Origin of the sequence: Jeotgalibacillus malaysiensis (assembly GCF_044789845.1) — a bacterium.
Lineage (GTDB): Bacteria > Bacillota > Bacilli > Bacillales > Jeotgalibacillaceae > Jeotgalibacillus > Jeotgalibacillus malaysiensis_A.
The window spans coordinates 1,756,642-1,775,967 of sequence record NZ_CP085252.1; the positions used below are offsets into that span (position 1 = coordinate 1,756,642).

Annotated in this window: 19 protein-coding genes; 16 read left to right on the forward strand and 3 right to left on the reverse strand. The window is 40.8% G+C overall.

What is annotated here, in order from left to right; genetic code table 11:
• The first annotated feature begins 150 nt into the window (after nt 1-150).
• The 4 genes from acnA to LG330_RS09460 all read left to right on the forward strand — a co-directional run bounded on the left by acnA (nt 151) and on the right by LG330_RS09460 (nt 3,970).
• Nucleotides 151-2,862: an aconitate hydratase AcnA gene (gene acnA, locus LG330_RS09445; protein WP_404409375.1), complete on the forward strand. Its 2,712-nt coding sequence runs from the start codon at nt 151-153 to the stop codon at nt 2,860-2,862.
• Nucleotides 2,863-2,987: 125 nt separating this feature from the next.
• On the forward strand, nt 2,988-3,122 hold the full coding sequence (locus tag LG330_RS09450; protein WP_404409377.1) for an FbpB family small basic protein: 135 nt from the start codon (nt 2,988-2,990) through the stop codon (nt 3,120-3,122).
• 99 nt (nt 3,123-3,221) lie between these two features.
• On the forward strand, nt 3,222-3,665 hold the full coding sequence (locus tag LG330_RS09455; RefSeq protein WP_404409379.1) for an acyl-CoA thioesterase: 444 nt from the start codon (nt 3,222-3,224) through the stop codon (nt 3,663-3,665).
• A complete protein-coding gene (locus LG330_RS09460) occupies nt 3,665-3,970 on the forward strand; it encodes a hypothetical protein (RefSeq protein ID WP_404409381.1) in 306 nt (101 codons plus the stop codon). The genes LG330_RS09455 and LG330_RS09460 overlap by 1 nt, the downstream gene beginning before the upstream one ends.
• A 19-nt stretch (nt 3,971-3,989) precedes the next feature.
• On the opposite strand, the gene LG330_RS09465 is transcribed toward LG330_RS09460, so the two are convergent.
• Complete coding sequence (locus tag LG330_RS09465; protein WP_404409383.1) at nt 3,990-4,283, reverse strand: HesB/YadR/YfhF family protein; 294 nt, start codon at nt 4,281-4,283, stop codon at nt 3,990-3,992.
• Nucleotides 4,284-4,378: 95 nt separating this feature from the next.
• On the opposite strand from LG330_RS09465, the gene LG330_RS09470 reads away from it, so the two are divergent.
• Nucleotides 4,379-4,624: a twin-arginine translocation signal domain-containing protein gene (locus tag LG330_RS09470; protein ID WP_404409385.1), complete on the forward strand. Its 246-nt coding sequence runs from the start codon at nt 4,379-4,381 to the stop codon at nt 4,622-4,624.
• Nucleotides 4,625-4,655: 31 nt separating this feature from the next.
• Here the strand turns inward: LG330_RS09470 and plsY are convergent, their stop codons facing one another.
• Complete coding sequence (plsY, locus tag LG330_RS09475) at nt 4,656-5,240, reverse strand: glycerol-3-phosphate 1-O-acyltransferase PlsY (RefSeq protein WP_404409387.1); 585 nt, start codon at nt 5,238-5,240, stop codon at nt 4,656-4,658.
• A gap of 186 nt (nt 5,241-5,426) precedes the next feature.
• Here plsY and LG330_RS09480 point away from each other — a divergent pair, with 186 nt between their 5' ends.
• The 7 genes from LG330_RS09480 to LG330_RS09510 all read left to right on the forward strand — a co-directional run bounded on the left by LG330_RS09480 (nt 5,427) and on the right by LG330_RS09510 (nt 14,504).
• The gene (locus LG330_RS09480) at nt 5,427-6,398 is read left to right on the forward strand and encodes an ABC transporter ATP-binding protein (RefSeq protein ID WP_404409389.1); all 972 of its coding nucleotides are present in this window, start codon (nt 5,427-5,429) and stop codon (nt 6,396-6,398) included.
• Nucleotides 6,395-7,042, forward strand: a complete 648-nt coding sequence (locus LG330_RS09485; RefSeq protein WP_404409391.1) for an ABC transporter permease — start codon at nt 6,395-6,397, stop codon at nt 7,040-7,042. Before LG330_RS09480 ends, LG330_RS09485 begins: the two co-directional genes overlap by 4 nt.
• A gap of 14 nt (nt 7,043-7,056) precedes the next feature.
• Complete coding sequence (locus tag LG330_RS09490; protein WP_404409393.1) at nt 7,057-7,971, forward strand: glycine betaine ABC transporter substrate-binding protein; 915 nt, start codon at nt 7,057-7,059, stop codon at nt 7,969-7,971.
• Nucleotides 7,972-7,984: 13 nt separating this feature from the next.
• Nucleotides 7,985-8,395, forward strand: a complete 411-nt coding sequence (locus tag LG330_RS09495; RefSeq protein ID WP_404409395.1) for a CoA-binding protein — start codon at nt 7,985-7,987, stop codon at nt 8,393-8,395.
• A gap of 218 nt (nt 8,396-8,613) precedes the next feature.
• Nucleotides 8,614-10,566, forward strand: coding sequence for a DNA topoisomerase IV subunit B (parE, locus tag LG330_RS09500; protein WP_404409552.1), 1,953 nt, complete (start codon nt 8,614-8,616; stop codon nt 10,564-10,566).
• A 4-nt stretch (nt 10,567-10,570) separates the two neighbouring features.
• A complete protein-coding gene (gene parC / locus LG330_RS09505; protein WP_404409397.1) occupies nt 10,571-12,994 on the forward strand; it encodes a DNA topoisomerase IV subunit A in 2,424 nt (807 codons plus the stop codon).
• Nucleotides 12,995-13,070: 76 nt separating this feature from the next.
• Nucleotides 13,071-14,504, forward strand: coding sequence for an alanine/glycine:cation symporter family protein (locus tag LG330_RS09510; RefSeq protein WP_404409399.1), 1,434 nt, complete (start codon nt 13,071-13,073; stop codon nt 14,502-14,504).
• Nucleotides 14,505-14,552: 48 nt separating this feature from the next.
• Here LG330_RS09510 and LG330_RS09515 read toward each other — a convergent pair whose 3' ends face one another.
• Entirely contained in the window at nt 14,553-14,780 is a 228-nt protein-coding gene (locus tag LG330_RS09515) for a hypothetical protein (RefSeq protein WP_404409401.1), read from the reverse strand.
• 67 nt (nt 14,781-14,847) lie between these two features.
• Here LG330_RS09515 and LG330_RS09520 point away from each other — a divergent pair, with 67 nt between their 5' ends.
• The 4 genes from LG330_RS09520 (at nt 14,848) to LG330_RS09535 (ending at nt 19,322) form a co-directional block, all read left to right on the forward strand.
• Nucleotides 14,848-15,690 carry a gamma-glutamylcyclotransferase gene (locus LG330_RS09520; RefSeq protein ID WP_404409403.1) on the forward strand — a complete coding sequence of 281 codons (843 nt, stop codon included), beginning with the start codon at nt 14,848-14,850 and terminating at the stop codon, nt 15,688-15,690.
• A 306-nt stretch (nt 15,691-15,996) separates the two neighbouring features.
• Nucleotides 15,997-16,845, forward strand: coding sequence for a pyrroline-5-carboxylate reductase (proC, locus tag LG330_RS09525; RefSeq protein WP_404409554.1), 849 nt, complete (start codon nt 15,997-15,999; stop codon nt 16,843-16,845).
• A 35-nt stretch (nt 16,846-16,880) separates the two neighbouring features.
• Nucleotides 16,881-18,002 carry a glutamate 5-kinase gene (gene proB, locus LG330_RS09530; RefSeq protein WP_404409404.1) on the forward strand — a complete coding sequence of 374 codons (1,122 nt, stop codon included), beginning with the start codon at nt 16,881-16,883 and terminating at the stop codon, nt 18,000-18,002.
• A gap of 60 nt (nt 18,003-18,062) precedes the next feature.
• Nucleotides 18,063-19,322: a glutamate-5-semialdehyde dehydrogenase gene (locus LG330_RS09535; RefSeq protein WP_404409406.1), complete on the forward strand. Its 1,260-nt coding sequence runs from the start codon at nt 18,063-18,065 to the stop codon at nt 19,320-19,322.
• The last annotated feature ends 4 nt before the right edge of the window (nt 19,323-19,326 follow it).

A 19,326-nucleotide genomic window follows, 5' to 3' on the forward strand; every position in this document is an offset into this window, starting at 1 on the left:
AAGTAATCGTAAATCTATTTTTCGATAAGTTATGCTTATCAAATAACATAACTTTATTGATATTTACTTATGAACTCAATTGTATTAAGATTGAATTGTGCGAAAAAAGTTACATAACGTCGCTTTACAAAATGAAGAGGGGGAAAAAAGATGGCTAATCAGGATATTTTTCAATCGAAAAAGTCTTTTGAGCTAGAAGGTAAACGCTATCATTACTATGAGCTGAAGAAGCTTGAAGAAAAGGGCTTTACAAACATTTCTAAATTGCCATACTCGATTCGTGTATTACTCGAATCTGTATTGCGTCAATATGACGGCAGAGTGATTAAAGAAGATCATATTAAAAACCTTGCAAACTGGGGTTCTGAAGAAGTAAAAGATTCAGAAGTTCCATTCAAACCTTCACGTGTTATTCTTCAGGATTTTACGGGTGTCCCTGCAGTTGTGGACCTTGCTTCATTACGTGATGCAATGTCTAAAATGGGTGGTTCACCTGACAAGATCAACCCTGAAATTCCAGTTGATCTTGTTATTGACCACTCAGTTCAGGTGGATAAGTATGGAACACCTGATGCCCTTCAGGTAAACATGGACCTTGAATTTGAACGTAATGCGGAGCGTTACCAGTTCCTTTCATGGGCACAAAAAGCATTTGACAATTACCGTGCAGTTCCACCTGCTACAGGTATCGTACACCAGGTAAACCTGGAGTATCTTGCGAATGTTGTCCATGCAATTGAAAACGCAGACGGTGAAACAATTGCTTTCCCTGACACGCTAGTGGGAACTGATTCTCATACTACAATGATCAATGGTATTGGTGTATTAGGATGGGGTGTAGGTGGTATTGAAGCTGAAGCAGGTATGCTTGGACAGCCTTCATATTTCCCGATTCCTGAAGTAATCGGTGTACGCCTTAAGAACCAGCTGCCTCAGGGTGCAACTGCAACTGACCTTGCACTGAAGGTAACACAAGTTCTCCGTCAAAAAGGCGTGGTCGGGAAGTTTGTTGAATTCTTCGGTGATGGCGTTGCGAATCTGCCACTTGCAGACCGTGCTACAATCGCAAACATGGCTCCTGAATATGGTGCTACTTGCGGATTCTTCCCTGTAGATGAAGAGTCACTTAACTACATGCGTTTAACTGGCCGTGAAGACAGTGATATTGCAGTTGTAAAAGAATATTTGCAGCGTAATGATATGTTCTTTACAACTGACAAAGAAGATCCAACCTATACTGATGTTGTTGAACTTGACCTGTCAGCCGTTGAACCGAACCTTTCAGGACCAAAACGTCCACAGGATCTGATCCCGTTATCAGCGATGCAAAAAGAATTCCACAAAGCCCTTACTGCAAAAGAAGGTGTTCAGGGATTCGGACTTGAAAAACAGGAAATCGATAAGGAAGCAGTTGTTGAATTCAGCAATGGTGATGTAGCACCTATGAAGACTGGTGCTATTGCGATTGCTGCGATTACAAGCTGTACCAATACATCTAATCCATACGTAATGCTTGGTGCCGGCTTAGTCGCTCAAAAGGCAGTTGAGCTTGGCATGGAAGTACCGAAGTATGTCAAAACATCACTTGCACCAGGTTCAAAAGTCGTTTCAGGTTATCTTCGTGATGCGAATCTGCTTGATCCACTTGCAAGCCTGGGCTTTGACCTTGTTGGGTACGGATGTACGACGTGTATTGGTAACTCAGGCCCACTTCTTCCTGAAATTGAAAAAACGATTTCAGAAAGTGACCTGCTTGTATCATCAGTGCTGTCAGGAAACCGTAACTTTGAAGGGCGTATTCATCCATTAGTACGTGCTAACTACCTGGCTTCTCCACCGCTGGTTGTTGCATATGCACTTGCAGGTACTGTTGATATTGACCTTCAAAAAGATCCAATCGGTAAAGGGAAAGATGGTCAGGATATCTACCTGAAAGACATCTGGCCAACTACTGAGGAAGTAAATGATATCGTGAAATCAACTGTAACACCTGAGCTTTTCCGTGAAGAGTATGAGCGTGTATTTGATAATAACGAGAGATGGAATGAAATTGAAACAAATGACGATGCACTTTATGCATTTTCAAATGATTCAACATACATTCAGAATCCACCTTTCTTTGAAGGGCTTACAGAACACCCATCTGCTATCGAAACGCTTAGCGGAATGCGTGTTGTAGGTAAGTTTGGAGATTCTGTAACAACTGACCATATTTCTCCGGCGGGTGCGATTGGTAAAGATACACCTGCAGGAAAATATCTGCGCAAGAATGGCGTTGAGATCCGTGATTTCAACTCTTATGGTTCCCGCCGTGGTAACCACGAAGTAATGATGCGTGGTACATTTGCAAATATCCGTATCCGTAACCAGATTGCACCGGGTACTGAAGGTGGATATACAACTTACTGGCCAACTGGTGAAGTAATGGCGATCTATGATGCTTGTATGAAGTATCAGGAAGATAATACAGGGCTGGTTGTACTCGCAGGTAAAGACTATGGAATGGGCTCTTCACGTGACTGGGCTGCAAAAGGTACAAACCTTTTAGGAATTAAGACAGTCATTGCTGAAAGCTATGAGCGTATACACCGTTCAAACCTTGTATTTATGGGTGTCCTGCCGCTTCAGTTCAAAAAAGGCGACAGTGCAGAAACGTTAGGATTAACAGGAAAAGAAACAATTGCTGTCAATATTACAGACGATGTGAAGCCTCGTGATATCCTGACAGTGACAGCTACTGACGAAGACGGAAAAGTAACTGAATTTGAAGTGCTTGCACGTTTCGACTCAGACGTTGAAGTAGATTACTACCGTCACGGCGGAATTTTAAGAATGGTTCTGCGTGATAAATTAACTGTATAAAAGATTAGATCCGGCGGTTTGATGACTGCCGGATTTTTCTTGTGGTGAATAATGAAAAAATTCTAACTATTTTAGTTTAAAGTCTCTTCGTATGTGACATACTGTAAATAGGAGGTGTTAAAAGAATGAGAGTGAAAGGTAAATCTTTTCAGGAACTGCTGGCAGAGAATCGATCTGACATCAAAAAAGATCCTGTAAAAATGGATCGCATTGAAGAGCGTCTGGAAAAAAGATGGGTTACTTGGAGTGAAAAAAACTAATCAGATCGCATTCTGTCCTGCCGGATAGGGTGCTTTTATTTTTTTTCTTAAAAATTTCAGCTATAATAAGGCTACATTGTAATGAAAAGAGGGTTTTGCATGCTGACAGCTAATAAAGAGATTGAAGTACGCTATGCTGAAACTGATCAAATGGGCGTTGTTTATCATGCGAATTATTTAGTATGGATGGAAATCGGGCGTACATCATTAATTGAGACGATGGGATTCAAATATTCCGACATGGAAGACGAAGGAATTCTGGCCCCTGTTATGGATATAAATATATCCTATAAAAGCCCTGCAAAGTATGGGGATAAGGTGACAATACATACCTGGATGGAACACTATGATGGGTTAAGAACTTATTATGGATATGAAATTTTGCTGAATGATGGTACATTGGCAGCTTCGGGACTTTCAAAGCATGTATGTGTGAAAAAGGATAATTTCAGACCCGTTTCAGTCAAAAAATATTTTCCGGCATGGCATGAGGCCTGTGAACAATACAAGAAACAGCCTGAAATGCAGGAGAGTAAGGGTTAATGGCATTTGGAATAAAAAGAGATGAACTTGTAAAGTGGAAGCAGGATATTGATAAAGGAAAAATTGCTTTTTTAACCCATTATTGGGTCGATGAGCGCTTCAGTCAGATGAAAACTGTGACAAAGGTTGGAGCACTTAACATTAATCAGCTTTATAAGTGGGGCAGTCAATATGGATTAAAAAAAGAGTGGATTCATATCAGGAAAGACGGGTACTCACACTACGATTTAATTGGACATACACAGATCGAAATTCTAGAAGCTGAAGGGTTGACAGAGCATATTAAGCGTTTTGATTTAAATTAAAAAACCGCATTTCTGCGGTTTAAGCCTTTTTATATTCATATTCAGGACCTTCAAGTTTTGTATCATAGGCTACATGAAGATCATGTCCATCAAAATACCAGACGTCACTTTCTTCTACAAAGAAGTGAATGCCTGACATTTCGGTTTCTGCTGCAGGTTCAACAGGTTCATCCTTGGAAACGCCTAAAGAAAACCCTTCCTGCACAACACTGGAGCCTCCATACTTAGCAAAGAATCTTACGTGGGAGCCTTTCTCAATTTGCATTTCGCTTTTAAACCATTCAAGAGCGTCATCAGACAAAGTAATATTCAATTGAAAAACTCCTTTCGTGAATGCAGCCGGTTGCTGCTTAATTAATCTACATTATAAAGTAAGTTATATATCGTGACAAAGAAAGGGTGTTACAGATGGAAAAAAACCTGTTTTGGATCATTGGAGCATTTATTTTTGGAGGCCTGGCGATTCAGGTTTTCATTCAGCTTGAGCCTCATTACTATGTTGAAGCACTTCTATCGATTTTAGTTGGTGCTATTATTTATTTTGGACTGGTTGTGTTAAGCAAAAAAAACCGTCGTTCATTTCTAACCGGCACCGGCATTTTAGCTGCAGCAGCGATCATTATGATATTTGTATCTCCTTATTTAGCGCATTAAAAAACCGTGCTGTCATGTGACAGCACGGTTTTTACATCCACTTAATCTTTGGTTCGGTTTTGTTTTTTATTCTTGTGATATTATCTTTATGTCTCACTACGATAAAAATTGACATTACACCGACTATAGTCGTTAAAAACAGATCATTCGTAAAGAACAGACAATAGAGTATACCGAATATTGCTGCTGCCATAGAGGATAGTGATACATATTTAGACAGCTTTAAGACAATGAGGAATACAAGTACAACCAGCACAAAAAGAATCGGTTCATATCCAAGTACCACCCCGGAAGAAGTGGCTACGGCTTTCCCGCCCTTAAAACCGGCAAATACAGGGAAAATATGACCAATAACAGATACTACACCAGCAACAAGCATCAGCTCGGGCTGACCAAAAAGAACAGGTATCAGCGTAGCTGCTGTTCCTTTTAAAATATCAATCACTGTCACGACAATTCCAGCTTTTTTGCCGAGTGTCCTGAAGGTATTCGTAGCTCCAAGGTTACCGCTGCCGAAATTTCTGATGTCTTTTTTATAAAACGCTTTACCCACCCAGAGTCCTGACGGTATTGAACCGAGAATATAGGCGATAATAAAAATGATTGCAATTTCCATTTTTAATCTCCTTAAAATATGTATAATGAATATCTTTATCTTATCATGAATTTTCACTGAAAAAATAAGTTTTTCATCACACCTTAAAATCTTTAGTGTAATAAAACTGTCGAATTATAAAAAAATGAAGTTTATGAGGATTGTACTAGGGGAAATAATTGAAAGATATAGGGAAGGGGTAGATCTATGATCAAGTTTAACAATGTTTCCAAAACCTTTGACGATGGGACGGAAGCAATTAAAGACATGAACTTACATATAAAAGAGGGACAGCTCGTAGCATTGATCGGTCCCAGTGGCTGCGGTAAAACGACAACCATGAAAATGATCAATCGTCTGATCAGTATCACATCGGGAACAATTGAAATTAATGGTAAAGAAACAAGTAATATCAAAGAGGTAGAGCTGAGAAGAAATATCGGTTATGTTATTCAGCGCATCGGTCTTTTTCCACATATGACGATTGAAGAGAATGTTGGACTGATCCCTAAGCTCAAAGGTAAAAAGAAAGCTGAGTATGATAGCAGAGTGGATGAGCTGCTGAATCTAGTAGGCTTGAATCCAGAGATTTATAAAAAACGGTACCCGCTTGAACTGAGCGGTGGACAACAGCAGCGTGTAGGAGTTGTACGTGCCCTTGCCGGCGAACCGCCAATCATTCTGATGGATGAACCTTTCAGTGCACTCGATCCCATCAGCCGTGAACAGCTGCAGGATGAGTTGAAACAGCTCCAGGCAACCATCAAGAAAACCATCGTATTTGTTACGCACGATATGGATGAAGCGCTGAAAGTAGCTGATGAAATTGTTGTAATGAAAGATGGGGTGATTCAGCAGATCGCAACACCCAATGACCTCCTTGAAAATCCCGCTAATGACTTTGTCAGATCATTTATAGGAGAAGAACGGATCCAGACCTATCTGAATGATCACTCCAGACAGAGTATCAAGCCTTTTATACACACCATGAGTAATAACCCACCAAGTGAACACGCTTTAGAGAGTTCATCAACAATTAAAGAAGCAGTCAGATATTTTGTGTCGAACAAAATTGATACAGCTGCAGTTCAGGAAAATGGACAGGTTATTGGTATACTTAAAAAGGATCGTCTTTTAACAGCTCTTGCTGGAATTGATGAAGAGGAGGCGGCCGGATGAATCTATTTCAGTCGTTTATTGATACTGTCATTTCCCGTCAGGACCTGATCGTCGAAGCTACTCTTGAGCATCTGTACTTATCTTTCACAGCTATATTTATTGCAATTGTCATCAGTCTGCCACTCGGTATATTTATATCGAGAAATCAAAAAGTGGCAGAATTTTATATTGGTGTGACTGCAGTTTTTCAAACGATACCAAGTCTTGCTTTATTCGGCTTTTTAGTACCGATTATGGGGATTGGATTTGAAACAGCTCTGATTGCGCTGATTATTTATGCACTGCTTCCGATCTTAAGGAATACATATACAGGCATCACCGGAGTTGATCAGGCAGTTATTGAAGCAGGGCGCGGAATGGGCATGACGAACAGCCAGATATTATTTAAGATTGAACTGCCATTATCTCTCCCGTTTTTAATGGCTGGAATCAGAACAGCTACAGTTTTAACAGTGGGAGTTGCAACCCTGGCTACTTTCGTAGGTGCAGGAGGTCTTGGTGACGTAATATGGAGAGGGTTACAGTCTTATAATAACAATCTCGTTTTAGCAGGTGCCATACCGGTAGCACTCCTAGCACTGTTGTTTGATTTTATTTTAAAACTGCTTGAAAAGAAAACAACACCAAAAGGGTTAAAATCATAATAAGGAGTGATTGAATGAAACATTCAAAAAAAATTACAGGAGCATCGTTAATTGTTTTATCAGGAATCATTGCAGGTTGTGGAAGTGACAGTGGCTCCGGGGATGCCGTTGATCCAATCATAATAGCAGGTAAACCTTGGACAGAACAATACATTTTACCGCACATTTTAGAACTATACATTGAAGCCAATTCGGACTATGAAGTTGAACTTGAGGAAGGACTTGGAGAGGTGGCTATTCTGACGCCGTCCCTTGAAAATGGCGATATAGACATGTACGTTGAGTATACAGGGACAGGACTTGAGGCTGTTTTAAATGAAAAAGCTGAGCAGGGTGAATCCAGTGAGTCTGTTCTCGAGCGCGTGAGAGAAGGTTATGAAGAGCGTTTTGGAGTAACCTGGCTCGAGCCGCTTGGTTTTGAAAACGGTTATACCATGGCATACAGGAGTGGGGAAGACTTAGACGCTTCAACATATAGCGAACTTGCAGAAGTGAGCAGTGATCTTGTCTTTGGCGCACCTCACTCATTTTACGAACGGGAAGCTGATGGTTATGATGCATTAGTTGAAGCTTACGGATTTGAATTTACATCGGCTGAAAGTTTTGATGCGAGTATTATGTATGATGCTGTAAGAACAGGTGAAGTTGATGTAATCCCAGCCTTTACTACGGACGGCAGAATTGAAAGGTTTGAACTGGAAACAACAGAAGATGATCAGGGATTCTTCCCTAAATATGATGCAGTACCGCTTGTTCGCCAGGAGATTCTCGATAATTATCCTGAACTCGAAGAAGTGATGAGTGGTCTTGCCGGTCAGATTTCAGAAGAAGAGATGCAGGAAATGAATGCGAAAGTTGATATTGACGGAGAAGATTACAGAGCTGTAGCTGAGGAATTTTTGATGGGTAAAGGACTTATTAAAGAATAAGGAGATGTGTTAAATGCAAAATCCGGAACGTAATGAAATCAGATCAATCTTACAGGCTGCTAAAACAATCGCGGTTGTTGGCTTAAGTGATAATCCCGCCCGGACTTCCTATAGTGTCTCTAAAGCAATGCAGGATGCAGGATATAAAATTATTCCGGTGAACCCTATGATTGATGAAGCTTTAGGTGAAAAATCTTTAAAAAATCTTAAAGACATTCCTGATCACGTGGATATCGTAAATGTATTTAGGCGGTCAGAATTTTTAAAAGACCTTGCAGAAGATTACCTTGAAACAACTGCACCTGTTTTCTGGACGCAGCTTGACGTGGTGGATGAAGAAGTATTTAATCAGTTAACATCAAAAGGCAGAAAAGTCGTTATGGATCGCTGCATAAAAGTTGAACACAGTATTACACAGCCATAAAAATTGAGCACTGCACTCTGCAGTGCTTTTTTATTGTTTTATTTTCAGTAAAATAAAAAATATTATGGGTTGACACAAGTATTTTATCTAAATGCATTTGAAATGCCTGATAAAATAAGTATAGAATATGATGGGTACAGCATTTATATGCTATAATGGAGAAAAACGAACACCTGTTTGTATAGTTGGAAGGGGAATTTTTAGTGACTAAAAAAGCAATGATGGAATATAACGATGATGCAATCCAGGTGCTTGAGGGTCTGGAAGCCGTCCGCAAAAGACCTGGTATGTATATCGGCTCGACTGATGCAAGAGGATTACATCACCTGGTCTATGAAATCGTGGATAATTCCGTGGATGAAGCACTTGGTGGATACGGAAATCGTATAGACGTAAAAATTCATAAAGACGACAGTATATCTGTCCGGGACTATGGAAGAGGTATGCCTACAGGAATGCACCGCTCGGGAAAGCCAACACCTGAAGTCATTTTTACAGTTCTTCATGCCGGAGGGAAATTCGGTCAGGGTGGATATAAAACAAGTGGAGGGCTGCATGGTGTAGGTGCATCTGTTGTGAATGCACTATCTGAATGGCTTGAAGTAACAATTTACCGGGATGGCTCTGTTTTTAAACAGCGTTTTGAAAATGGAGGCAAACCGGTAACGACACTTGAGAAAAAGGGATCCACGAAAGAATCAGGTACGCTGATACACTTTAAACCGGACCAGACGATTTTCAATACAACCCACTATAATTATGAAACACTTAGTGAAAGACTCCGTGAGAGTGCGTTTCTTTTAAAGGGCTTTGCAATTGAAATAGCTGATCTCAGAGCGGATCAAAAAGAACTGTTTAAGTTTGATACCGGTATCCAGGCCTTTGTTTCTTATCTGAATGAAGAAAAGGATACATTACACCCCGTTGTTGCATTTGAAGGTGTACAGAGTGAAATTGAAGTTGAATTCGCTTTTCAGTTTAATGACGGATTTTCTGAAACGATTTTATCTTTTGTCAATAATGTCAGAACAAAAGATGGCGGTACCCACGAAGCAGGTGCCAAAACTGCAGTAACAAGGGTATTTAATGAGTACGCCAGAAAAGTAAGTCTTCTGAAAGACAAGGATAAAAACCTTGAGGGCAGTGATATCAGAGAAGGGTTTGCGAGTATCATATCCATCAGGGTTCCTGAACAGATCCTGCAGTTTGAAGGTCAGACAAAAGGTAAACTGGGTACCTCAGAGGCACGGTCTGCGGTTGATGCAGTTGTAGCAGGTAAACTGCTGTATTTCCTTGAAGAAAATCCTGATATCAGCTCTATGCTGATTAAAAAGGCAATCAGAGCTCAGCAGGCAAGGGAAGCTGCTAGAAAAGCAAGAGAAGACGCCAGAAACGGTAAAAAAAGAAAAAGGTCAGATACAATTCTTTCAGGAAAGCTGACGCCTGCACAGTCTAAGAATGCAGCAAAAAATGAATTATATCTGGTTGAGGGTGACTCAGCCGGTGGTTCGGCTAAGCAGGGACGTGACCGGAAATTCCAGGCAGTACTGCCACTGCGGGGGAAAGTCATTAATACTGAGAAGGCTAAGTTAGCTGATATATTTAAAAATGAAGAAATTAATACAATCATTCATGCGATCGGTGCAGGAGTTGGACCGGATTTTAACCTTGATGATGTCCAGTACGATAAAGTAGTCATTATGACTGATGCTGATACGGATGGCGCACATATTCAGGTATTGTTACTGACATTCTTCTACCGCTACATGAAACCGCTTGTAGAAGCCGGGAAAGTATATATTGCATTACCGCCGCTCTATAAAGTCAGTAAGGGCTCCGGGAAAAAAGAAGTCATTGAATATGCGTGGACAGACGATGAATTGGGCAAAGTCCAACAGAAAGTCGGAAAAGGCTATATGCTGCAGCGCTATAAAGGTCTTGGTGAAATGAATGCTTCACAGCTTTGGGAAACAACAATGGACCCTTCAACGAGAACTTTAATCCGTGTCAGAATTGATGATGGAGCCAGAGCTGAAAGACGTATCACTACATTGATGGGAGACAAAGTTGAACCAAGAAGGAAATGGATTGAAACACATGTGGCATTCGGGTTGGAAGACAACGAAAACATTCTAGAAAATGAACAGATCATGACATCAGAGGAGGAATAATGAAATGACAGCAACAGAACGCTTTCAGGATCTTCCTCTTGAAGAAGTTTTAGGGGACAGATTTGGACGATACAGTAAATATATTATTCAGGAAAGAGCACTGCCGGATGCACGGGACGGTCTGAAACCTGTACAGCGCAGAATTTTATATGCCATGCATATGGAAGGTAATACGCATTTAAAGGGCTTCAGAAAATCAGCTAAAACAGTGGGTAATGTAATCGGTAATTATCACCCGCACGGCGACTCTTCTGTGTATGAAGCAATGGTCAGAATGAGTCAGAGCTGGAAAGTGAGAAACCGGCTAGTAGAAATGCATGGGAATAACGGGAGTATCGATGGAGATCCTGCAGCAGCCATGCGTTATACTGAGGCAAGACTTTCTGCCATTTCAGGAGAGCTGCTGAGGGATATTGAATCTGAAACTGTGGATCATATCCCTAACTTTGATGATACTTCAGAAGAACCTGTTGTTCTTCCGGCACGTTATCCTAATCTGCTCGTTAATGGTTCAACCGGAATCTCTGCAGGTTATGCAACTGAAATCCCTCCGCATCATCTCGGTGAAGTCATTGATGCAGCTGTGATGAAGATCGAGAAACCTGATGCAACCGTGGAAGATCTCATGACAGTGATTAAAGGTCCTGATTTTCCTACAGGGGGGATTATTCAGGGCGTAGAAGGAATCGAAAATGCATACCGTACTGGGAAAGGCAAAATTGTCATTCGGGGTAAAGTGGATGTTGAAGACATTCGTGGTGCAAAACAGCAGCTCGTGATCACTGAAATACCTTACGAAGTAAATAAATCAGTACTTGTAAAGAAAATGGATGAATACCGTGCAGATAAAAAAGTTGAAGGAATCGCGGAAGTCAGAGATGAGACTGACCGCACAGGACTCAGAATTGTTGTTGAACTAAAAAAAGAAGCAGATGCAAACGGCGTGCTGAATTTCCTGTATAAAAACACGGATCTCCAGGTTCATTACAATTTTAATATGGTGGCAATTCATAAAAAGCGGCCAATGCTGATGGGGCTGGGTGACTTACTCGAAGCCTATATTGATCATCAAAAAGAAGTTGTAACAAGAAGAACAAAATATGATTATGATAAAGCGATTAAACGGAAGCATATCGTTGAAGGGTTAATTAAGGCATTATCCATACTGGATGAGGTTATTGAAACAATTCGTGCATCTAAAGATAAAAAGGATGCAAAAAATAATCTGGAGCAGCAATTTGAATTCACTGAAGCACAGGCAGAAGCAATTGTTTCACTTCAGTTATACCGTTTAACGAATACAGATGTGACGGCACTGCAAAAAGAGGCTGCTGAGCTTGATGCGAAGATCACACAGCTTGAGGCAATTTTAACAAGTGACACAAAGCTTCTTTCAGTGATAAAAAAAGAATTGAAAGCAATTAAAAAACAATATAATAATAGCAGACTTTCAGTCATTGAACGTGAAATCGAAGAAATCAAAATTAATATGGAAGTACTCGTTGCAAGTGAAGATGTATATGTATCCGTAACAAAAGACGGCTATATAAAACGTACTTCCCAAAGGTCCTATGCTGCTTCAAATGGAAATGACCTTGCCATGAAAGACACTGACAGACTGCTTACACTGCAGCATATTAATACAACCGATTCTCTGCTGCTCTTCACAAATAAGGGTAATTACATTCATTTCCCCGTTCATATGATGCCTGAGATCAGATGGAAGGACCTCGGTCAGCATTTCTCTTCAATTGTTTCGGCTGACAGGGATGAAGAAATCATTCACGCAGAAGGAGTCAGAAGTTTTGAGCATGAGTCACTCATTTTTGTAACGAAAAATGGCATGGTCAAGAAATCAGAGCTAAGTCTTTATCAGGCGCAGCGTACTGCGAGGGCTCTTGTTGCTTTAAATGTAAAAAAAGGTGATGAAGTCATTGCAGTACACAGAACTGACGGCAGTAAGACGTTGATGCTTGCTACACACTTTGGCTACGGTCTCAGGTTTTCAGAAGAAGAGGTCAGTATGGTCGGTCAGCGGGCAGCTGGTGTAAAAGGAATTAACCTGAAGGATGGAGATTTTGTTGTCTCATCGATGATTGCTGAGGATGCGGATAGTTTGATCGCTGTCACACACAGAGGTGCTGTTAAAAAGATGGCAGTATCTGAGTTTGAAAAAGGGTCAAGGGCTAAACGTGGTCTGATTATGCTGAGGGAGCTTAAGAAAAATCCACACCGCCTTGTGAGGCTTTTCATAGCAGGACCTGATGATCACTTTACACTTGAGACTAATAAAGGTCACCGTGCTGTGATTCAGTCGAAACAGCTGCGGAATAATGATCGTTATTCGAACGGATCTTTTATCATAGATGAAAATGATAAAGGAAATGTCATGCAAGCATGGAGAAATATCATAGCTGAAGAGGTTTAAAAAAACCGCTTTCAAGGGAATGGAAGAAGGTACCGCTTTCTTCCATTTTCTAATTAAATCAAAAGGGGGATTTCATTTGAACACGTTACAACTTGTATCATTTATTGATGATGCAGCCACAACAATAAACGGATTTTTGTGGGATTACATACTGATTGTTGTGTTAATCGGCTGCGGTTTGTATTTTACAATCAGAGGTCGTTTTCTTCAATTTACTTCATTTGGAGATATGCTTAAGCTCTTAACTGAAAAAACAACGATTTCTTCTAAAGGCCGGAGAGGAATCTCTTCTTTTAAGGCTTTTACCATTTCAACTGCATCACGCGTAGGAACTGGTAACCTTGCAGGTGTGGCTACAGCCATTGCACTAGGGGGACCGGGAGCGGTCTTCTGGATGTGGGTTATTGCACTTGTGGGTTCCGCTACCGCATTCGTAGAGTCAACCCTTGCGCAGGTGTATAAAGTTGATGACGATAAGGACGGGTTCCGCGGGGGACCGGCTTATTACATGGAAAAAGGACTAAATGCAAGATGGCTCGGTATTGTTTTTGCTATTATCATTTCTATTACATTCGGGCTTGTCTTTAATTCTGTTCAATCCAATACAATTTCCCTTGCTCTCGAAGGCTCATTTGGATGGGATCGTCAAATAGTCGGACTGGTACTTGTCGTATTAACAGCAATTGTAATTTTTGGAGGAGTTAAGCGTGTTGCAGCTGTTACAAGTATTGTTGTACCGATTATGGCGATTTTGTACCTTCTGCTTGCTTTGTTCGTATTATTTACAAACCTTGACCTCGTTTTCCCGATGTTCCAGATTATTTTCAGTAACGCATTTGGGTTTACTGAAGTCGTATCAGGAGGTATAGGTGCAGCGATTTTAAACGGGGTTAAAAGAGGACTCTTCTCAAACGAAGCCGGTATGGGTAGTGCTCCGAACGCGGCAGCAACTGCAGGTGTAACACACCCGGCTAAACAGGGACTAATTCAGGCACTGGGTGTATTTGTAGATACAATTATTATTTGTACAGCAACAGCCCTAATCATCATTATGTCTAATGAGTACCTTAATGGCAGTGATGGCATTCAGCTGACTCAGGATGCACTGACTTATCACGTCGGAGAGTGGGCTGCTGCATTCATCAGTGTAGCGATCTTCCTGTTTGCATTCAGTTCAATTGTTGGTAACTACTACTATGGTGAAACGAATATTGAATTTATTAAAAACAATATGCTTTACGTAAACATCTACCGTTTTATTGTTGTCGGAATGGTGTATTTTGGAGCGGTTCAGGAGTTTGGCGTTGTATGGAATCTGGCAGACGTATCAATGGGTACGATGGCGCTGATCAACCTGATTGCCATCTCACTGATGGCACCACTCGCATTCAAGGTGCTTCAGGATTATAAACGTCAGAAAAAGCAGGGAATCGATCCTGTGTTCTACACGAGCAATATCCCAAATCTGAAAAACACAGATTGCTGGGATGAAGGGCCTGAAAAAGAATAAAAAAAGCGTGCCCGCGGGCACGCTTTTTCAGTTGCTGCACTTGCAATTTTATTTGTGATTCTTTATCGTAAACTCATCAGCAAGCGCTTCATTCACTGATTGTTCGATTAAAATAAGATCTTCTTTGTTGACTACTGCATCAAGATTACTCCAGTCGACAAATCTGACAAAATACTTTTTGCGGATTCGGGACAAGTGCACAACTGAATGTGGAAGTTCTTCAAAATAGGCTCGTACTCTTCCACGTCCTGCATAACTCCATCTGATCAGATTCATTTTATCACCAGAATCAGTTTATCACGAACAAGTGTACGAATAAAGATATATTTAAGGAGAAGATGATATGAGTGAATTATTTTTTGTATATGGGACATTAAGAAAACACGGAAGCAGGGATTCAATTCTTGATCAGGAGAAAATGCTTGCTTCCCAGGCATGGGTTAAGGGCAAACTTTATCTGGCAGATCACCTGGACCCGATTTTAAAGCCTGATGAAAATGAAAGAGCTTATGGCGAACTATATCAGGTGTCTGCTGATCACTGTGAGGAATTAAAGGAACTGTTGTCTTTAAACGGTAAGCTTGCAAGGGTCACAGTGTATACAGATCATCTTGGTGAGCAGGAGGCATTTACTCAAACAACAGTCCCTGATGCTGAGTTAGTGGAGCACGTAAGATTCAATGACTGGTTGATTCATATGGAAATGGATCGTCCAATTCAATATTATTTTGCCTATGGATCCTGTATGGATGATGAACGTTTTAAACTTGCAAAGGTGGATCACCTTTTTTTAAATAAAATCGGTGGCGGGACACTGGACCGTCTTGAAATGAATTATTCATTGTGTGTACATGATGGTGGCAGGGCAAATATTGTAGAAACTGGCGGACTTGGTGAAGGCGTGCTTTATAAGGTAAATCAAAAAGGTGTTGAATATCTGTTTGAACGTGAAGGTGTTGATAGCGGGATGTACAGACCTGCTATGGTGGATGTTACAGTTGATGGCATCCACTACAACAAATGTATCACTTTTATTGTGATTGATCCGGTAGAGGAGTTAGCACCGCCAGCTCATTACGCTACTGAAATTATCAGAGGATCCCGAGGCGTTGTGAGTGATGAATATCACGAGAAGCTTGTTAAAGACCTGATGGATAAATTCAATCTGGAAGTTAAATTTGATTAATAGATATATTTCCCCTGACAGATCATCCTGTCAGGGGTTTTTTAACTCTTAAAATAGGATATAAGTTGTCGAACAAATATAAATATCACGAAATATTGTGATCTGATACGCTGAGACGCCATAATACGGGATTAGGTGAAATCTCACCCCTTTGATAACGCTTTCACTCTGCTTAACTGCCTCTAACTCATTACTTTCAGGTTTTCCCTTGCGTGTGTATCGCTACGTGTTACGATAATACTCGTGATTAAAACAGCGAACAAAAAGCGAACAATACATTTGAAAATAACCATGAAAACAAAGGAGATGGGCATTTTGGCTAACGATTTAAGAGTTGCATTTATTGGAGCAGGAAATATGGCAGAGGCAATGATTTCAGGGATTGTAAAAACTGGAACGCTTGAGCCCCGTCAAGTCACTGCGACAAACAGAAGCAATGCTGACAGATTACTTGAACTTCATAATGAATACGGCATTCAGGGAATCATGAAAGATAAATTGCAATTATCTTCGTATGACGTTATCTTCCTGGCAATGAAACCGAAAGATGCTGAAAGCTCATTATTATCAATTAAAGATCATATCAGACCGGATCAGGTAGTGATGAGCGTTTTAGCGGGTATTTCTACAGAATTTATGGAAGAACATCTGAATGAAGGTCAACAGGTAATCCGCGTTATGCCGAACACTTCGAGCATGCTGAGAGAATCAGCTACAGCGATCTCACCAGGACAGAACGTAACAATGAAGAATGTAAAGCTTGCAAAAGGCCTTCTTTCTTCTATTGGAGAGGTATACGTGATTGAAGAAGATCAAATGGATCTATTCACTGGAATCGCCGGAAGCGGACCTGCTTACTTCTATTATTTGATGGAGCATATAGAAAAAACTGCTCAGGAAAACGGAATGGATGTTCAACAGGCGCGTGCAATTGGCGCACAGACCATACTTGGGGCTGCAAAAATGATGATTGAAAGAGAAGAAACACCAACTGAACTGAGACAAAATGTAACATCTCCAAACGGTACAACTGCTGCAGGTCTAAACGCACTGAACGAAAATGGTGGCGGAACAGCAATCAAAGCAGCAATCGAAGGCGCAATGAACCGTTCAAAAGAAATTACAGAACAATTGGCAAAAGTAACTGTACAGTAGATGCAGATAGAAATCTATAAATCAGGAGTGATAGCATGACATCGGATAATCAAAAAAGAGTCGTAATTAAAATTGGAAGCAGTTCTTTAACAAGCTCATCAGGAGATATCAGCCGGAGAAAGATTCAGCGTATTACAGATCAGGTAGCAGAGTTAAAAGATGACGGACATGAAGTCGTATTAGTATCTTCTGGAGCAGTTGCTGCAGGGTACAGAACACTGGGATTTGTAAATCGTCCATCATCACTGCCGGAAAAGCAGGCAGCAGCAGCTATTGGTCAGGGTCGTTTAATTGAAACTTACTCTGAATTGTTCACTTCTCATGGATATGCTGCTTCTCAGATTCTGATTACACGCAGCGATTTCTCCGATGAAACACGCTATAACAATGTCAGAAATACAATTAACGTCCTGCTAGAACGCGGAATCGTACCAATCGTTAATGAAAATGACACAGTAACCACAGACCGCTTAAGATTTGGTGATAACGATACTTTGTCTGCAAAAGTAGCAGGTCTGGTTGATTCTGATCAGTTAGTCATTCTATCAGATATTGATGGACTTTATAATGATGATCCGAGAAAGAATCCGGACGCAGAATTACTGAAAGAGGTAACTAAAATTACACCGCAGATAGAAGATATGGCCGGAGAACCGGGTTCTGCTGTCGGCACAGGCGGTATGAGATCTAAAATTGACGCATTTAAAATTTCAATGGCATCCGGTATACCATCATTTTTAGGCAAAGCCGGTGTGAAGAATATCATTGTAGAAGCTGTAAATGAAACAGCGCGCGGTACTTACTTTGACATTGAAAAAATTGATGTGAACCTTGACCGCAAACGTCAGTGGATCGCATTTAATTCCGGTCCTGAAGGCGAGATCCTGATTGATCAGAATGCGAAGAATGTGATCGTTAACGATAAAGGTAACTTGCAGCCAAGTCATATTTATCAAATCAACGGCTACTTTAAAAAAGGCAGTGTCGTACGTATTCTTGACACTGACAACAATAAACTTGGTCTTGGAGTAGTGAACTATTCTTCTAAAGACCTTGAAGAATTCCAGTTAAATCAGCAGGATCAAGATGATGAAGTCGCTATGAACAGTGATTCATTTGTATGTGAACTTGATATAGCAATCCCGCTTGGCGTCTAACGAATAAGTGAAATGAAAGATCATTTGACAAAAAACCAAAATCTCACAAGGAGTGGTTTGATGACTACAATGACAAAAGTAAATGTAAAAGAGCAGGCACAATTAGCACAGAAAGCTTCAAAAGAACTTGGACTGCTATCAACTGAAACGAAAAATAAAGCATTAATGGCAATTGCTGATCATTTAGAAGAAAATACAGCACTTATTCTTGAAGCAAATGAAAAAGACCTTTCAAATGGACGGGAAGCAGGGTATGACGCAGCCTATATGGATCGTCTTGCACTAGATAAAGACCGTGTAAAGGACTTTGCTGACGGGCTGCGCCAGGTAGCCGGGCTTGAAGATCCATCAGGAGAAGTGACTGATGAGTGGACGCTCGATAATGGACTTAACGTTCAGACGATCAGAGTACCACTTGGTGTAATCGGTATGATTTATGAAGCACGTCCTAATGTAACAGCAGATGCAACGGGTCTTGCACTGAAGTCAGGGAATGCGATTGTATTAAAAGGCGGATCTTCTGCGATTAACTCTAACAGACAGATTGTCAGCGTAATGAAAAAAGCACTGGAAGAAACAGAAATTTCTTCAGATGCTGTCCAGTTCATTGACAGTACAGACCGTCAGGCGACTGAAGAATTATTTACAATGAAAGAACACATTGATGTATTAATCCCACGTGGCGGAGGCAAATTGATCTCAGCTGTTGTAAATAACGCAACTGTACCGGTTCTGGAAACAGGTGTTGGGAACTGCCATATCTATATTGATAAAGATGCAGATGCAAAGAAAGCATTCGCAATTCTTGTTAATGCTAAAACTGATCGCCCGGCAGTATGTAATGCTGCAGAAACTGTGATTATTCACGAAGCGTTCCTGAATGCGCACAAAGATGACTTAATCGAGACGCTTAAGGACAATAATATCAGCGTATTTGGTGACGAGGCTGCATGTGCAGCTGTACCGGGTGCACAACCTGCACAGGAAGATCAGTGGGCTAATGAATTTTTAAGCCTTGATATTGCGATGAAAATTGTATCTGATGTAGATGAAGCAATTGCTCATATTGATGAGTATGGAACAAAGCATTCAGAAGCAATCGTGACTCAAAATGAAGAGACAGCAAAGCGTTTTAAAGGCATGGTAGATGCAGCAGCCATCTATCAGAATGCTTCAACACGCTTTACTGATGGCAGTGCATTGGGCTTTGGTGCTGAAATTGGTATTTCAACACAGAAATTGCATGCCCGCGGACCGATGGGACTGCCTGCACTGACAACAATCAAATACGTTATGACTGGAGACGGTCAGATCCGATAAAAAA

Bases quoted from the DNA above. Each gene is read 5' to 3' on its own strand.
- acnA (WP_404409375.1), top strand. From the start codon at position 151: ATGGCTAATCAGGATATTTTTCAATCGAAAAAGTCTTTTGAGCTAGAA.
- LG330_RS09450 (WP_404409377.1), top strand. From the start codon at position 2,988: ATGAGAGTGAAAGGTAAATCTTTTCAGGAACTGCTGGCAGAGAATCGA.
- LG330_RS09455 (WP_404409379.1), top strand. From the start codon at position 3,222: ATGCTGACAGCTAATAAAGAGATTGAAGTACGCTATGCTGAAACTGAT.
- LG330_RS09460 (WP_404409381.1), top strand. From the start codon at position 3,665: ATGGCATTTGGAATAAAAAGAGATGAACTTGTAAAGTGGAAGCAGGAT.
- LG330_RS09470 (WP_404409385.1), top strand. From the start codon at position 4,379: ATGGAAAAAAACCTGTTTTGGATCATTGGAGCATTTATTTTTGGAGGC.
- plsY (WP_404409387.1), bottom strand. From the start codon at position 5,240: ATGGAAATTGCAATCATTTTTATTATCGCCTATATTCTCGGTTCAATA.
- LG330_RS09480 (WP_404409389.1), top strand. From the start codon at position 5,427: ATGATCAAGTTTAACAATGTTTCCAAAACCTTTGACGATGGGACGGAA.
- LG330_RS09485 (WP_404409391.1), top strand. From the start codon at position 6,395: ATGAATCTATTTCAGTCGTTTATTGATACTGTCATTTCCCGTCAGGAC.
- LG330_RS09490 (WP_404409393.1), top strand. From the start codon at position 7,057: ATGAAACATTCAAAAAAAATTACAGGAGCATCGTTAATTGTTTTATCA.
- LG330_RS09495 (WP_404409395.1), top strand. From the start codon at position 7,985: ATGCAAAATCCGGAACGTAATGAAATCAGATCAATCTTACAGGCTGCT.
- parE (WP_404409552.1), top strand. From the start codon at position 8,614: ATGATGGAATATAACGATGATGCAATCCAGGTGCTTGAGGGTCTGGAA.
- parC (WP_404409397.1), top strand. From the start codon at position 10,571: ATGACAGCAACAGAACGCTTTCAGGATCTTCCTCTTGAAGAAGTTTTA.
- LG330_RS09515 (WP_404409401.1), bottom strand. From the start codon at position 14,780: ATGAATCTGATCAGATGGAGTTATGCAGGACGTGGAAGAGTACGAGCC.
- LG330_RS09520 (WP_404409403.1), top strand. From the start codon at position 14,848: ATGAGTGAATTATTTTTTGTATATGGGACATTAAGAAAACACGGAAGC.
- proC (WP_404409554.1), top strand. From the start codon at position 15,997: ATGGGCATTTTGGCTAACGATTTAAGAGTTGCATTTATTGGAGCAGGA.
- proB (WP_404409404.1), top strand. From the start codon at position 16,881: ATGACATCGGATAATCAAAAAAGAGTCGTAATTAAAATTGGAAGCAGT.
- LG330_RS09535 (WP_404409406.1), top strand. From the start codon at position 18,063: ATGACTACAATGACAAAAGTAAATGTAAAAGAGCAGGCACAATTAGCA.